We start from the raw sequence: 14661 nt of genomic DNA, 5'->3' as shown, positions 1-14661 counted from the left end.
TGTGTAGTGCTTGTTTTTTGCGCAGCATTGTTTAGTCTCCCTTACAATATCTCAACCTGGGTTAACCTTACTGCTACTTTTGCAATTACCGCTGTAGCGACGCTTATTTGGTTGTCATGGCGTCTTTGGTATGCGCTTAGTAATAACGATAATCCTGTTCAATACGCTATCTCTCTCACAAACGAAGGCGTTATTCGGGTTATCGATGACGAGAGAACTACATTACCAGGCGCCGCTCACCAAACCTTCGATAACGCGGGAACTGACGGTATTTCGATGAAAATTCATCATACTTCACAGCTTTTTTCTTGGGGGCTCTGTATTAAGGTACTTCGTCGTAAGCGTAAGTGGTTTGAAAAAGACTACAGTCACTTAGGTTGGATATTGAAAGGAGAATGCTGCGAAGCAGATTACAGGCGCTTAGCAAGAGCTATTATTTTTGCTAGAAAAGCAACGAATTCAAGGAATTAATAGATGTTTCGTGAGTATACAAAAGCGTTGTTTAAACGCGTGGATGCACGACAGTTAATGCAATTTAAGCCGCCAACGCTGCCACAGCGTATCTACACCAATACTCTTAAGATAGATAATGCGCATTACTGTGCGTTTTGCCAAGAGGTAGACTGGCCGGCGAGTGAACATCCTCACCCCCTCTACTTGCAGATGTTGTCGCTGCCGTTGCAAATGCAGTGCTTATTAGACAAAAAAAGTCCATTTCCTTTGCTAGGCCTCATTCATGCGGCTAATAAAGTGTCAATTATCGAGTACGTCGATTTAAGCGAGCCTGTTGAATGTCGCGTACGCTTTCATGACGTAAGGCCGCATAATCGCGGATGGGAAGTCGACGTTATGCTTGAGGCGCTCCAATCTGGGCAACTTGTGTATAGGTCCATAAGCAGTTATTTAGTCAAAATAAAAGCTGTTCATGTTGCGCCATTGGTGGCTAGAAAAGAAGTACATGATGACTGTGACATGCAAGATAGAGAGCGTATCGAAGCACTTAGTGTAAATGCGAATACAGGCCGTCGATACGCTAAATTATCAGGTGATTATAATCCCATTCATTTATCCCGTATTTCAGCAAAAGCGTTTGGTTTTAAACAGTCTATAGCACATGGAATGTGGACATTATCCCGTGCAATATCATCGTTCGTTAGTCATCAAGAAAACGTAGAATCTCTACAAGTGGAAGAGGTGACCTGCCGCTTTAAAAAACCTGTTTTCTTACCAAACGAAATTCATATTCATCAACATTGTAGAACCCAAACTCATGCGTTGCTTGATGTTACAGACCGCGATGATAACAACACACATTTATCGGCAAGTGTAAGTTTCTCTGCTAAGTCTTAGCTGTTCGTCGGACAAGGCACTTGGTAAAGCGTGTTGAAGACGTGTGCGTCGCATTTAGAGATACCGACAACCGCCTTTACCATAAAAATAAACGTAAATAGGTTTTATCGGGCGCAAATAAAAAGAGAGCACTATTTTGTGCTCTCTAGGGCATGAATACACTGGCGTGTAGTCTAAGCACCACGTCTTAAACGTGGTGCTACTTTATTCAGCGTCATTAAAGCTGTCTTGGGTAATTAACGAACCTACATCACTGCCTGAAAGCTGCTTTCTTGGAATCAGAACAGTAGGCTTGGGATTATCCAGTTGTTCAGGATGGTCTAGATTGAAGTGTAGTCCACGACTTTCTTTTCTCTCCATGGCGCATCGCACAATGAGCTCTGCGACAGTAACAAGATTGCGCAGCTCTAGTAGGTTATTGCTTACTCTAAAGTGAGAGTAGTATTCGGTAATTTCTTGCTCTAACAGTTTAATTCGTCGCATAGCGCGTTCAAGGCGCTTGTCTGTACGCACAATGCCAACGTAATCCCACATAAATAGCCTTAGTTCGTGCCAGTTATGTTGAATAATGACTTCTTCGTCAGAGTTAGATACCTGACTTTCGTCCCAAGGCGCGATGGATTCTTCGCAGTCAGCGCTTGGTAACTTCTTTAAAATGTCTTCAGCAGCGGCGCTAGCAAACACCACGCACTCTAACAGAGAGTTAGATGCCATGCGGTTTGCTCCGTGCAGCCCTGTGTAGGCTACTTCACCAATTGCATAAACATTGTTTAAGTCTGTTTTAGCGTTAAAGTCTGTCATAACGCCGCCGCAACTATAGTGGGCTGCTGGGACAACGGGGATGGGTTCGCGGGTAATATCTATGCCAAGTGAACGGCACTTCCGATAGATATTGGGGAAATGTTTAACGATAAAGTCAGCGGGCTTATGACTGATATCTAAGTACATGCAGTCAGCGCCCAATCGCTTCATTTCATAATCTATGGCCCGGGCTACTACATCACGAGGGGCAAGGTCGCCGCGCTCATCAAATTTGTGCATAAAGCGCGTGCCATCAGCGTGACAAAGGTTAGCACCTTCGCCCCGTAAGGCCTCGGTAATCAAAAAGTTGCGTGCTTGCGGATGATATAAACATGTAGGATGGAACTGATTGAATTCCATATTGGCAACGCGACAACCTGCGCGCCACGCCATTGCGATGCCATCGCCACTAGAAACATCTGGATTAGACGTATATTGGTAAACCTTACTGCCACCGCCCGTTGCTAATGCAACAAATGGCGCGCGAATAACCTCTACATGCTCTTGTTGCCTGTTCCAAACGTACGCGCCCACAACACTATTTTTCTCTTCTCTGGAAGGGATGAGGTCAATTGCATTATAGCGTTCGAATACATGAATATTTGGATGTGTGGATACCGCATCATTCAAGGTGATTTGAAGTGCTTCACCGGTTGCATCTGCGGCGTGAAGAATTCGTCTGTGGCTATGACCCCCTTCACGGGTTAAGTGAAAGCGCTCTTCACCCGACTCGTTTTTCTCTGTGTCAAACGGTACGCCATAACCAATCAGCCATTCAAGAGAAGACTTGGCTCGCTCTGCGGTAAATCGCACTGCCGGCTCCTCGCAAAGGCCTGCACCGGCTGCTAGGGTATCAGTAACGTGAGCATCGATGGAATCTTGCTCATCAAATACTGCCGCAATGCCACCTTGGGCATAACGTGTAGAGCCTTCGTTTCTGTCACTCTTACTCAGCACGATAACCTGACAATGGTCAGCAAGCTTGAGTGCAAGGCTTAATCCTGCCGCGCCGCTCCCAATAATCAATACGTCACAACGGTGTTCTATTGCATTTGATGTGGAAGTTAGTGAAGACGATACAGATTTCATGTATTTTTATATCAATCCAAACGAGCAAAGGTTCGGCAAGTCTAAAGGATGAAAAGCAAAACACAATCATTCTTGGCCTCTGTCTTAAGCATTTTTTCAAATATTTAATACTTTTACCGAACTTTTAAGAAAAGAACGCGTCTACACCCATGCTTGTTAGAGCTATGTGTAGTTGAAGTAGGGAGTAATGGCTCGAATGAGCGAGCAGATAACCGACCAGCAACTGGTTGAAAAAGTACAGCGTGGCGATAAAAATGCGTTTAATTTGTTGGTAACTCGTTACCAGCACAAAGTAATGCATCTCGTCTCTCGCTATGTAAAAAATACCGGTGACGTGGCAGATGTAACGCAAGAAGCGTTCATTAAAGCCTATCGTGCCTTACCTAACTTTCGTGGCGACAGTGCATTTTACACTTGGCTTTATCGCATCGCGGTAAATAGCGCCAAGAATTATCTTGTATCTCAAGGTCGTAAGCCACCGGCCAGTGATGTTGATGCCGATGAGGCTGACTTCTATGAAGGTAGTGACGCACTTAAAGAGCAGTCGACACCGGAGAGAAGTTTACTCTCTGAAGAATTAGAGGAAACGCTCTTTAAAGTCGTGGAGAAGCTGCCTGACGATTTACGTATGGCAATTACACTTCGCGAAATTGAAGGGCTTAGTTACGAAGAAATTGCAAATGTAATGTCGTGCCCTGTTGGAACCGTGAGATCGCGTATTTTCAGGGCTCGTGAAGCGATAGATAAAGTTATTCAGCCGTTGTTAGAGAATTAAAGAAAAAGAAAATCAAAAAAAGATGAACTTTCTTTTTTACAAGATGACTAACAGCTGTGTTAGGGTAGTTAATGATCAAATTGATCTGGAAATGAATATATGACGCAACAGCAAGAAAAATTGTCCGCATTCATGGATGGTGAGATAGAAGGCAATGAAATCATCGATGCAATAAAGCATGATGAGGCGCTTCAAGCCAAATGGAAACGTTACCATGTATATCGCGGTGCAATGCGTAAAGAAGCAAGCGTTGCTCCACAACTTGATATTACAGCAAGCGTAGCCGCGGCACTTGAAAACGAGCCAGCTATAGTGGCACCAAAACGCTCCCGTTGGGCATCAATACCTTTGATTGGAAACGTTGTTCCATTTGCAAAGCAATCTGGCCAATTTGCGGTAGCGGCTTCGGTAGCTGTAGCGGTTATCTTTGGTGTTCAATACTCCAATCAGGATGCACCAACAGAGCCGTTCATGACGGCGCCGACGATAGCCCCTCAAGGCGGTTTGGCACCAGTCAGCCTGGAGCAAACCCGTGCATTGCCGCGCAACGACATGAATGAAGTCCTTGAGAAAAAGCGTAAGATAAATGCGCTAATTGCTGACCATGAACAGCAAATAAAACTCAAGCAAGCGCAAGAAGACGAGAACGAAAGTAACGCGAGCGGCCCGCAGCGACCTCAATAAGTGAATTTAGTAAGCCAAATCGTGCATCATGTTTTTGATGCCGTTGCTTCTCGACTAGCGAGTCAGTCAGAGTATTTGGAAAAACGCGCTGTTGCGAGAGCTTGACTGACCGCAATACGGTTTTATATTTTAATCATACCAGCATATACTGCTGGTATGTTTGTTTTAAGGCGGGAAAAAATGCGCTTTAGTTCCATCCTTGCACTTTTTTTCATTTCGGGCGTTGTTATTCAACCAGCATTTGCCCAATCGGTTTCTTCCAACCAAGGAACTCAGTCATCTGATACTGTTACTCAACCTTCTCCATCGGAAATACTTGGTGAAGAGCCTAATAAGCAAAGCCTTCAAAACAACGAAGCGGATAACGGACGCGAAGAACGTCAACCTGATGAGCAAAGTGAGGCAGTGAGGCGAACAGACGTGTCACAATCGGCAAGCCAATGGCTCGCTGAGTTGCAGAACATCATCACTAATGCCAATTTTCAGGTGTCGTTTGTTCAAACAGTTGCTGGTAAGGAAACCATTCCTTATCTGTGGCGCCATGGAATTATGGAAGACGGTTCAGAACTAGAACAGTTAAATCTTCAAAATGGTCCGGGTAGAGAGTTAATTCGCGTTAATGACGTGGTAAGCGTGTTTGAACCTGATGTGCAACCATACAGTTTGCGGTCTAAACATATTAACGGCCCCATACCTAGCGCGCTTCTTTATCACCCAGAACAGCTATCAGACGCTTATGAATTTGTGGCGGTGGGAAGAGCAAGGGTCGCAGGTCGTTCGGCTCAGCAAATTCGTATAGTGAGTCGAGACAACACTCGCTTTGGCTATCAACTATGGCTAGACGAATCGTCAGGTATGTTGTTGAAGCTAAATATGCTCGATTTACAGGGTGGGCTTTTGGAGCAAATTCAAGTTACTGCATTTGCTATATCACCGTCTCCCGCAGAGTATTTTTCGCGAATTAATTCTGCGTCTTTACCCCCACCGATGGCCCTAAGCAACACGCCCATGCGTCCACACAGTTGGGATGTGACCTACTTGCCAGCGGGAATGAGAGAGATTAAGCAAGATACAAGACGACTGGCATTAACGGGGCAGGTGGTAGAGTATAAACTTTTCTCAGATGGTCTGGTCGATGTGTCTGTATATGTTCAGCCGGCCGATGACGCATTAGGTGAAACGTTGGCATTACGTAATGAAGTTAGTACGTTTCTAACGCTTACAGATGGCAAGGCGCAAGTGACTGTAGTGGGTGAGATACCACTTCAAACAGCTAACGCTATTGCAAATTCTTTAAGACCAGTCACAAATTAGCACCAGTATTAATGATTAAAGAAACAGCTATGGTAATTGCGGTCGATGGAGATAGTGTTACCGTTGAAGCAGCGATAAAATCTACTTGCAACGCTTGCCAAGCGCAAAGTGACTGTGGCACGGGAGTTATCTCTCGCGCCATTGCGCCGAAAACTCAACAGTTGACATTACGAACCCCGATGACGGTACATGTGGGGCAAAAAGTTATTGTCGGTATACCTGAAGCCGGTATCTTAAGTGCGTCGGCGTGGTTATATTTATTACCATTGATAACTTTTATGGGCGCATATTCAGCCTTTATGTCAGTGCTAAGCAGTACAGCTATCGCTCATGAATTGTGGGCGACTATTCCTAGTGCCTTCACCACCTTCGTAGTTTATAAGCTTATCGCATACAAGCTAAAACGGGTTGAAAGCACCAAGTATCAACCCGTATTGCTTGGAACATCAGACGTTTAATTGTTTATATGCTTTTTTTGTATCAGGGTACATCGGTCTGGAATCTGTGCATTTAGCAAGATGCTTGTTACTAAGAAAATGAGTGTTGTGTAGCGCAGTGTCATGCCTTTTTGGGTAAGTAACGCAGGCAGTTGCTATCTTTGGTGTTTGTTAATTTACGCATTCTTTAACCGTAGCCTACTAATTTTCTACATGGTGATTCGCTTTTCGCTTGAGAAATGGGTAAAATCCGCACGCGCTGCGTATAACCCTTGAAGCAAGGCAAGCAGCATTTTTTGTTTAATGAATTTTTCTGCAGGTAATTTCCAGCATTATGCAACAATCGCACATTCGTAATTTCAGTATTATCGCCCACATTGACCACGGTAAGTCTACGCTGTCAGACCGTTTAATCCAGCACTGTGGAGGGCTAACAGATCGCGAAATGGCTGAGCAGGTCCTCGACTCTATGGACCTGGAAAAAGAGCGCGGTATTACTATCAAAGCGCAAAGCGTGACACTGAACTATGAAGCGCGTGATGGTGAAACTTATCAGCTGAACTTCATCGATACTCCTGGGCACGTCGACTTCACCTATGAAGTTTCTCGTTCACTTGCCGCCTGTGAAGGTGCGCTTTTGGTGGTTGATGCTGGTCAGGGCGTAGAAGCGCAAACATTGGCAAACTGCTATACCGCCATCGAGATGGATATGGAAGTAGTCCCGGTGTTAAATAAAATCGACCTGCCACAGGCCGAGCCAGACCGTGTCGCAGAAGAAATTGAAGATATTGTTGGTATCGATGCTCTTGACGCTGTGCGCTGCTCAGCGAAAACCGGTATCGGTATTGAAGATGTACTTGAAGTTATTGTAAATAAGATCCCACCGCCAGAGGGCGACCGCGAAGCGCCGCTTAAAGCACTTATTATCGATTCTTGGTTTGACAACTATCAGGGTGTTGTCTCGTTGGTACGCATTATGGAAGGACAGCTGACCAAAAAAGATAAGATTCAAATCATGTCGAACGGGCAGACACACCAAGTTGATAAAATTGGTGTATTTACGCCTAAGCCTCTGGATACAGGTGTATTGAGAGCAGGTGAAGTAGGCTTCATTATTGCCGGGATTAAAGATATTCAAGGTGCGCCGGTGGGCGACACCATTACATTGGCTCGCGATCCCGCTGATGCCATGTTACCCGGGTTTAAAAAGGTCAAGCCTCAGGTTTACGCCGGTATTTTCCCAATAAGCTCGGATGACTACGAAGATTTTCGTGACGCCCTCGCGAAGCTTAGCCTAAACGATGCATCGCTTTTTTATGAGCCAGAAAGCTCTGCGGCGCTCGGCTTTGGTTTCCGTATTGGATTCCTTGGCATGCTACACATGGAAATTATTCAAGAACGCTTAGAACGTGAGTATGACTTAGGCCTCATCACTACTGCGCCTACGGTAATCTACGAAGTAGAAACGACAAAAGGCGAAATACTTACCGTTGATAGTCCAGCAAAGCTGCCGCCGGTTAATGATATCGCTGAAATTCGAGAGCCTATGGTTGAAGCTAATATTCTTGTACCGCAAGAATATTTAGGTAACGTCATTACCCTTTGTATTGAAAAGCGCGGTATGCAAACCAACATGACATACCACGGTAAACAAGTAGCAGTAACTTACGAACTGCCTATGGCTGAAGTGGTACTTGATTTCTTTGACCGCTTAAAATCGACCAGCCGTGGCTTCGCGTCATTAGATTACAATTTCAAGCGCTTCCAGACATCAGACATGGTGCGTGTAGATATTCTTATCAACGGTGAGCGCGTAGACGCACTCGCAGTGATTACCCATAGAGAAAACTCTCAAGGCCGTGGACGTGAGTTAGTTGAAAAGCTTCGTGAGCTTATTCCACGTCAGATGTTCGATATCGCTATTCAAGCGGCTATTGGTAACCACATTGTTGCAAGAAGTACAGTAAAGCAGTTGCGTAAGAACGTTATCGCGAAGTGTTATGGCGGTGACGTAAGCCGCAAGAAGAAGCTACTTCAAAAGCAGAAAGAAGGTAAAAAGCGAATGAAGCAAGTGGGTAATGTTGAATTGCCACAAGATGCGTTCCTTGCAGTTCTTAAGGTAGGTAAATAATGGCAAATTACTTCTCTTTGATTTTGGTGGCACTCACCTTAATAACAGGATTAATCTGGCTAGTGGATAGCCTGGTGTTTGCGCCAAAGCGAAAAGCACGTTTACAGGCTGCGGCTACCGCAGAAGGAGCGGGCTATGGAGAAGACCCTCAACTGCCGTACTTAGTTGATACCTCACAACAGATTTTCCCTGTTATCGCGTTCGTTTTGGTATTGCGCTCATTTTTGTATGAACCGTTTCAAATCCCTTCAGGCTCAATGATGCCCACGCTATTGGTGGGTGACTTTATTTTGGTTGAAAAGTTTGCCTACGGCGTGAAAGACCCGGTTTTCAGAAGCAAGCTCATTGAAACCGGTGTGCCAGAACGCGGCGATGTAGTGGTTTTTAAATACCCTGAAGACCCGTCAATTGACTACATCAAGCGAGTAATTGGCCTACCAGGTGATACCGTGGTTTACCAAAATAAACAGGTTTATATCAAACCTAAATGCGAGTCTGGTAACAACTGTGCGAAACTTAAGGCAGTACCGCTTACGTTCCAAGAACGAGGTGAGTTTGTACAAGATATGGCGCAGTTAATGCGTTACACCGAAGATTTAGGCACAGTAGAACACGACATTTTACGCCACCCGGTGCGCGAGATATCACCGGTTAATTTTTACACTCAGCCGGGCACGCGGAGCAACGAGTGGATTGTGCCAGAAGGTCAATATTTCGTGCTGGGTGACAATCGCGACAATAGCCGTGACAGTCGTTTCTGGGGGTTTGTACCCGATGCGAATTTGGTCGGAAAAGCGGTAGCGATCTGGATTTCATTTGAATTTGAGCGTAACCCTGCAGATTTCTTACCGACGTGGGTGCCCACAGGTATTCGATTTGAGCGAGCAGGTGGCATTCATTAATGCAGGGAATTGATAAATATCGTCGTCTATATAAGGCGATAGGCTATACGTTTAACAATGAAGCTTTACTGGAGCAGGCGCTCACTCATCGAAGTGCGGCAAAGCAGCACAACGAACGTTTAGAATTTTTGGGCGATGCCATCCTAGGTATGATTGTTGGGGAAACCTTGTTCAAACGTTTTCCAGCGGTGCCTGAAGGAAAGCTTACCAGAATGCGTTCAACCTTGGTCAAAGGGGAAACGCTAGCGGAGTTAGCTAAAGAAGCGAGCGTGGGAGAGTTGCTGAACCTTGGTCCTGGCGAGCTTAAAAGTGGTGGGCACAGAAGAAGTTCTATCTTAGCTGATGCCGTTGAAGCTATTTTAGGGGCCATTTATCTCGACTCTGGTATGGATGAGGTCCGCAGCGTAATTGACAGACTGTGGGAAAGCCGCATCAACAAATTAGATCCTAACGCGCACCCTAAAGACAGTAAAACACGCCTTCAAGAATTTTTGCAAGGGCGTAAGCAATCGCTACCAACCTATGAGGTTCTGTCTATTTCAGGTAAAGATCACGCGCAAACATTTGAAGTAAGCTGCAAGGTAGAAAGCCTTTCTGAAGCAGTCGTGGCGTCTGGCAATAGCCGTCGTAAAGCAGAACAAGAAGCTGCTCGTTTAACATTGGAGAAGCTTGATGACAACGCATAATGAATCAGATTTGCCAGAAATGCCAGATATCCAAACACGCTGTGGTCTAGTTGCTATTGTTGGTCGCCCAAACGTGGGTAAATCAACCTTGCTTAATCGTTTGCTGGGCCAAAAAGTAAGTATTACTTCTCGCAAACCACAAACTACCCGACATCGTATCCTAGGCATTGACACTGACGGAGAGTATCAAGCGATATATGTTGATACGCCAGGGCTCCACCAAGACGAAAAACGCGCCATTAATCGCTATATGAATCGTGCGGCATCCAGTTCACTTGCCGAAGTTGGTCTTGTATTATTCGTCGTAGAAGGCGACCGTTTTACTGCCGACGATGAAATGGTGTTAAACAAAGTGAAGCAATCAAATCTTCCTTGCTATCTTATCGTAAATAAAATGGACAAGGTGGAAGATAAAGAAAACTTCATGCTCCATCTTAAAAAACTCGGCGAAAAGCACGGGTTTGAGCATATGATCCCGATTAGTGCAAAACAGAATAAAATGGTCGACGAAATAAGAGAGCTTGTTGCCAAATCTCTGCCAAAAAGCGAGTTCTTTTTTCCTGAAGACTACATCACCGACCGTTCTAGTCGCTTTATGGCGGCTGAAATAATCCGTGAAAAACTCATGCGGTTTACGGGCGACGAATTGCCATACTCAACTACCGTTGAGATAGAACAATTTAAGATGGCTGAAAATGGGGTGTACCGCATAAGTGGCCTTATTCTGGTTGAGCGTGAAACGCAAAAACGCATGATTATCGGAAAAGGCGGAAAGCATTTGAAAACCATTGGTGAGCATGCCCGTAAAGACATGGAAAACTTGTTTGACAACAAAGTGTTCCTAGAGCTCTGGGTTAAGGTTAAGCAAGGCTGGGCAGACGATGAACGTGCTTTGCGCTCGCTTGGTTACGGCGACGACAGCAACTTCTAGTTTAAGATTATACTGACTGTATAACGCTAGTCGATTGTAACTGGCGTTGGATTAGAACGTATAGTCAGTCAGCATTTTTGTTTAGCGGAATGGCTTTTGGCAACTACCTTAGTAAAATGCGCTGATGTGAGCATTTACACGGTTATTTACTTATTCGGTTTTAAAAGCACTCGCAGGCGTAATAACCTTTTTTCAGGAGCGGTATATGGCAATTTCAGATATGCGCAGGCAGTACTCAAAGGGCAGTTTGAGTGAGTCAGATATTACTTCAAATCCGTTTACCTTATTCGATAAATGGCTGAAAGATGCTATTGACGCTGGTATTCCCGATCCGACAGCAATGACGGTTGCTACTGTTGATGCAAGTGGTCAGCCCTCTCAACGTATTGTCCTTTTGAAAGATGTGAGCGAAAAAGGTTTTGTATTTTTCACAAATTTAGGTAGCCGCAAAGCACAAGAGTTATCGGCCAATCCGAAAGTATCATGCCATTTTCCATGGTTTTTTATGGAACGGCAGGTAAGAGTATGCGGAAGTGTCGAGAAGCTTTCTGTATCTGAAAACGCAGCGTACTTTTTCTCTCGGCCTAAAGACAGTCAGCTTGCCGCCTATGCTTCAAAACAAAGTAAGCCTATTGGCAGTAGAGAATTACTGCTTACCCAGTTCAAGCAGCTAAAAGATAAATTTGCCAATAAGGAGCTTCCTGTTCCCGATTTTTGGGGCGGCTTCAGAATTGTGCCTCACCAAATTGAATTCTGGCAGGGTGGGGAAGACAGGCTACACGATCGTTTTGAGTACAATAAAACTCAAGAAGGCACGTGGGCTACACAGCGTTTAATGCCATAAGCGAGAGGTGCGCAAGGCTTAAGCGCTATGAGGCTTACCTTGAGGTATTCATGTTATGATAGATAGTCACTGTCACCTAGATCTACTCGCCTCGCGTAAAAATCTAGAAGTGGTGTTGGATAGCGCTGTATCCAATGGTCTATCGAGGATAATGGCGCCAAGTGTTCATCCTGAATCTTGGCGTGAGCTTCAAAACATAGCAGATCAATATCGAAACATTCTCCCAATCGATAGTGCTCTTGGACTTCATCCTTATTTTCTTGACGCAAACGACGCTCTTCCGTCAGACAAGGTTATATCGCATCAACTATCTCTACTTGAAGAAGCAGCGTTAGCTCGTCATGCATCGGTAAAAGCTATTGGTGAAACAGGGGTTGATGGACACGTTGATACACCCGTAAAGCTGCAGCAGCAGGTTTTTAATGCTCACTTGGCTCTTGCCGAGCGAGAGTCCTTACCCGTTATCGTACATCACAGGAAGAGCCATCACTTACTGCTTGAATGCTTCAAGCAATCTAATTATCAAGGTAGTGGCGTAATTCATGCGTTTTCTGGCAGTGTAGAAGTAGCAAAAGGCTATATCGAGCGCGGTTTTTATTTAGGCATTGGTGGCACTATTACCTATGAACGGGCGAAGAAAACGCGCGAAACGTTGGGCTATTTGCTGGAGCACCACATTGACAAACTACTTCTTGAGACAGATGCGCCGGATATGCCAATGTGCGGACGTCAGGGAGAGCCCAACGAACCTGGTTATCTCACAGACGTGGTAGACGCGATAAGCAAACTCTATAGCGTAGAAAAAAGTGAGGTAATAGCAGCCACAACACGCAATTATTTTCGCTTATTTGGATAGCACTTATTTGAAGAACACTTATTCTCTGATTTTCACATGCTTCTTTTTAGATTCTATGACTTGGATAAACCAAGGTCTGGACTTGTAAAAAGCCCTTGTGAGATAAACGCCTAATAGCAGCGCGAGAAACACTAAAATACCTGCGATAAGTGCCAGCTGATATCGCAATGTGAGCGGGCTTTCCAATACGGCCTGAGTATCGATATGGATATTTACATAGCCTAGCAAGTTACCTTCTTTATCTGTAATCATACCAATGTAAGTAAGCGGCGTAACGCGCTGAGATTGGCTTAATTCAACCACGCTGTTTATTTTAGGTAAGGGGGCAATATAACGTCCGTCCTTATCAAAAACAGCCAAGGCCAATATATGCGGCTCATCAACCAACACTGAGGCAACGGCCTCTATATAGTCTCTTTGGTTTTGAGAAGCACCGACAAGAGACGCAGAATTAGCTAGATCTTCAGCAATAAATGCCGGCTGTAAAAGTTTTGCATATTGTCTTGCTATACTTTCACCAGAGTAGCGGGTTTGAACGGTCAACCAGTCGCTTTGATATTGCTGAAACAACAGTAGCAATACAACAATTAGCGCAAACACTGTGCTTACTATCAACGTGTGAAAAAGTCTTTTTAGCGCGGTATATAAAGAATGCGCATCATTTTTCTTGTAAGCTGCCGCCTTATTGAGCACGTCGTCCAATTCATCTTTCCATAAAGTCTTTGCGTTTGCCTAACAGTAGGGGAATTCTAAATAATTTAAAAGATGATATTTTATTACTTAGCCTAATTGGGTAGCATTAGGCCACCATTTGCTTACTATTGCGGTTTCTGTTTTCGCTATGAAAAACACGCTTTTCTCGACGCTCAATGACCAAGACCAGCACATTGCCTCTTCGCTTTCACAGATTGTCGGCTCTTCACACAACAGCACGACGTTTACCCACACACTAACTATTATAGGGCAAGCCGTTACGCCTTATTTAATAGAAGGCGTACTTAGTAAACTAAAAGACGTGTTTACCGCGACAAGTTTAGCTTTTCATCACCTACATCAGAGTTTGGGTGATGACGTCATCGAAATTCGCGGTACGCTCCCTAGCACCGAACATGAAAATATCAATATTAAGCCACTTTTAGGTGACGTGTCCTCTTCCTACAATCTAGATATAGGTCTACAAGCATCTCGTCCATCTCTTTCTATCCCAGGTTTGTTAGTAATGGATATGGACAGCACAGTGATTGCGATTGAGTGTATTGATGAAATAGCGAAACTGGCTGGTGTAGGAGAACAGGTTGCGGAAGTGACCGCGAAAGCCATGCGCGGAGAAATTGCGTTTAATGACAGTTTGACACACCGCGTAGCGTGTTTAGAAGGGGTGGCGGTTTCCCACCTTGATCAAATCCGCGATAGCATTCCAATTATGCCTGGGATCCAAAGCTTGCTGACCGAGCTTAAGAAAAATCATTGGAAACTCGCTATTGCATCAGGAGGATTCACATTTTTCGCAGACCATTTAAAGCAAAGGCTCGGTCTCGACTTTGCAATCTCGAATACGCTTGCCATTGAGAATGAAAAGCTAACGGGTAAAGTAGAAGGCGAAATCGTTAACGCTGACGTAAAAGCCAGGACGGTTAAGACCTTGGCTGAAAAGTGGGAAATTCCAATTTCTCAAACCGTCGCTATGGGTGACGGCGCTAACGATTTAGTCATGATGGCTGAATCAGCGTTAGGTGTGGCTTGCCACGGAAAGCCGCTGGTTAACGAAAAAGCGGATGTGGCTATACGCATTGGCAGTTTACACAGTCTGCTTTACTTCCTAGATAAATAGGGCGCTGGTGATTTTTTGCTGGTTTTGCGT

General features: G+C 44.8%; 15 protein-coding genes. 13 read left to right on the top strand and 2 right to left on the bottom strand.

Going from position 1 to position 14661, the window contains the following annotated elements; translation table 11 throughout:
• The first annotated feature begins 6 nt into the window (after positions 1–6).
• Both GVO62_RS17110 and GVO62_RS17105 read left to right on the top strand, forming a co-directional pair.
• The gene (locus GVO62_RS17110) at positions 7–471 is read left to right on the top strand and encodes a hypothetical protein (RefSeq protein ID WP_236547217.1); all 465 of its coding nucleotides are present in this window, start codon (positions 7–9) and stop codon (positions 469–471) included.
• 3 nt (positions 472–474) lie between these two features.
• Positions 475–1350 carry a MaoC family dehydratase gene (locus GVO62_RS17105; protein WP_159120283.1) on the top strand — a complete coding sequence of 292 codons (876 nt, stop codon included), beginning with the start codon at positions 475–477 and terminating at the stop codon, positions 1348–1350.
• Positions 1351–1554: 204 nt separating this feature from the next.
• Here GVO62_RS17105 and nadB read toward each other — a convergent pair whose 3' ends face one another.
• A complete protein-coding gene (gene nadB / locus GVO62_RS17100) occupies positions 1555–3240 on the bottom strand; it encodes an L-aspartate oxidase (RefSeq protein WP_159120282.1) in 1686 nt (561 codons plus the stop codon).
• 196 nt (positions 3241–3436) lie between these two features.
• Here nadB and rpoE point away from each other — a divergent pair, with 196 nt between their 5' ends.
• The 10 genes from rpoE (at position 3437) to GVO62_RS17050 (ending at position 12800) form a co-directional block, all read left to right on the top strand.
• Positions 3437–4015 carry an RNA polymerase sigma factor RpoE gene (rpoE, locus tag GVO62_RS17095; protein WP_105931700.1) on the top strand — a complete coding sequence of 193 codons (579 nt, stop codon included), beginning with the start codon at positions 3437–3439 and terminating at the stop codon, positions 4013–4015.
• Positions 4016–4114: 99 nt separating this feature from the next.
• A complete protein-coding gene (locus tag GVO62_RS17090; protein WP_159120281.1) occupies positions 4115–4699 on the top strand; it encodes a sigma-E factor negative regulatory protein in 585 nt (194 codons plus the stop codon).
• Positions 4700–4879: 180 nt separating this feature from the next.
• Positions 4880–6013 (top strand): MucB/RseB C-terminal domain-containing protein, encoded by a 1134-nt coding sequence (locus tag GVO62_RS17085; RefSeq protein WP_159120280.1) that lies wholly within the window; start codon positions 4880–4882, stop codon positions 6011–6013.
• An 11-nt stretch (positions 6014–6024) separates the two neighbouring features.
• Positions 6025–6471 (top strand): SoxR reducing system RseC family protein, encoded by a 447-nt coding sequence (locus GVO62_RS17080; protein WP_159120279.1) that lies wholly within the window; start codon positions 6025–6027, stop codon positions 6469–6471.
• 313 nt (positions 6472–6784) lie between these two features.
• Positions 6785–8581 carry a translation elongation factor 4 gene (gene lepA / locus GVO62_RS17075; RefSeq protein WP_105931704.1) on the top strand — a complete coding sequence of 599 codons (1797 nt, stop codon included), beginning with the start codon at positions 6785–6787 and terminating at the stop codon, positions 8579–8581.
• Positions 8581–9483, top strand: a complete 903-nt coding sequence (gene lepB, locus GVO62_RS17070; protein WP_159120278.1) for a signal peptidase I — start codon at positions 8581–8583, stop codon at positions 9481–9483. Before lepA ends, lepB begins: the two co-directional genes overlap by 1 nt.
• Positions 9483–10169, top strand: coding sequence for a ribonuclease III (rnc, locus tag GVO62_RS17065; protein WP_159120277.1), 687 nt, complete (start codon positions 9483–9485; stop codon positions 10167–10169). The genes lepB and rnc overlap by 1 nt, the downstream gene beginning before the upstream one ends.
• Positions 10170–10188: 19 nt before the next feature.
• Positions 10189–11100, top strand: a complete 912-nt coding sequence (era, locus tag GVO62_RS17060) for a GTPase Era (protein WP_159120297.1) — start codon at positions 10189–10191, stop codon at positions 11098–11100.
• 205 nt (positions 11101–11305) lie between these two features.
• On the top strand, positions 11306–11944 hold the full coding sequence (gene pdxH, locus GVO62_RS17055; RefSeq protein ID WP_105931707.1) for a pyridoxamine 5'-phosphate oxidase: 639 nt from the start codon (positions 11306–11308) through the stop codon (positions 11942–11944).
• A gap of 55 nt (positions 11945–11999) precedes the next feature.
• The gene (locus tag GVO62_RS17050; protein WP_159120276.1) at positions 12000–12800 is read left to right on the top strand and encodes a TatD family hydrolase; all 801 of its coding nucleotides are present in this window, start codon (positions 12000–12002) and stop codon (positions 12798–12800) included.
• An 18-nt stretch (positions 12801–12818) separates the two neighbouring features.
• Here GVO62_RS17050 and GVO62_RS17045 read toward each other — a convergent pair whose 3' ends face one another.
• Positions 12819–13493: a hypothetical protein gene (locus tag GVO62_RS17045; protein WP_236547219.1), complete on the bottom strand. Its 675-nt coding sequence runs from the start codon at positions 13491–13493 to the stop codon at positions 12819–12821.
• Between the two features lie 148 nt (positions 13494–13641).
• Here GVO62_RS17045 and serB point away from each other — a divergent pair, with 148 nt between their 5' ends.
• The gene (gene serB, locus GVO62_RS17040; RefSeq protein WP_159120274.1) at positions 13642–14631 is read left to right on the top strand and encodes a phosphoserine phosphatase SerB; all 990 of its coding nucleotides are present in this window, start codon (positions 13642–13644) and stop codon (positions 14629–14631) included.
• Positions 14632–14661: the final 30 nt, after the last annotated feature.

This window comes from Alteromonas sp. KUL150 (assembly GCF_009811475.1).
In the GTDB taxonomy this organism is placed as follows: Bacteria; Pseudomonadota; Gammaproteobacteria; order Enterobacterales; family Alteromonadaceae; genus Alteromonas; species Alteromonas gracilis.
The sequence above is the reverse complement of the archived record's forward strand: the minus strand, read 5'-3'. Positions and strand labels throughout refer to the sequence as shown.

What these genes read in the sequence shown, in the direction of transcription:
- nadB (WP_159120282.1), bottom strand. Translation starts at nt 3,240, where the DNA reads ATGAAATCTGTATCGTCTTCACTAACTTCCACATCAAATGCAATAGAA.
- GVO62_RS17085 (WP_159120280.1), top strand. Translation starts at nt 4,880, where the DNA reads ATGCGCTTTAGTTCCATCCTTGCACTTTTTTTCATTTCGGGCGTTGTT.
- GVO62_RS17090 (WP_159120281.1), top strand. Translation starts at nt 4,115, where the DNA reads ATGACGCAACAGCAAGAAAAATTGTCCGCATTCATGGATGGTGAGATA.
- GVO62_RS17105 (WP_159120283.1), top strand. Translation starts at nt 475, where the DNA reads ATGTTTCGTGAGTATACAAAAGCGTTGTTTAAACGCGTGGATGCACGA.
- lepB (WP_159120278.1), top strand. Translation starts at nt 8,581, where the DNA reads ATGGCAAATTACTTCTCTTTGATTTTGGTGGCACTCACCTTAATAACA.
- lepA (WP_105931704.1), top strand. Translation starts at nt 6,785, where the DNA reads ATGCAACAATCGCACATTCGTAATTTCAGTATTATCGCCCACATTGAC.
- GVO62_RS17080 (WP_159120279.1), top strand. Translation starts at nt 6,025, where the DNA reads ATGATTAAAGAAACAGCTATGGTAATTGCGGTCGATGGAGATAGTGTT.
- pdxH (WP_105931707.1), top strand. Translation starts at nt 11,306, where the DNA reads ATGGCAATTTCAGATATGCGCAGGCAGTACTCAAAGGGCAGTTTGAGT.
- era (WP_159120297.1), top strand. Translation starts at nt 10,189, where the DNA reads ATGCCAGATATCCAAACACGCTGTGGTCTAGTTGCTATTGTTGGTCGC.
- serB (WP_159120274.1), top strand. Translation starts at nt 13,642, where the DNA reads ATGAAAAACACGCTTTTCTCGACGCTCAATGACCAAGACCAGCACATT.
- rnc (WP_159120277.1), top strand. Translation starts at nt 9,483, where the DNA reads ATGCAGGGAATTGATAAATATCGTCGTCTATATAAGGCGATAGGCTAT.
- rpoE (WP_105931700.1), top strand. Translation starts at nt 3,437, where the DNA reads ATGAGCGAGCAGATAACCGACCAGCAACTGGTTGAAAAAGTACAGCGT.
- GVO62_RS17050 (WP_159120276.1), top strand. Translation starts at nt 12,000, where the DNA reads ATGATAGATAGTCACTGTCACCTAGATCTACTCGCCTCGCGTAAAAAT.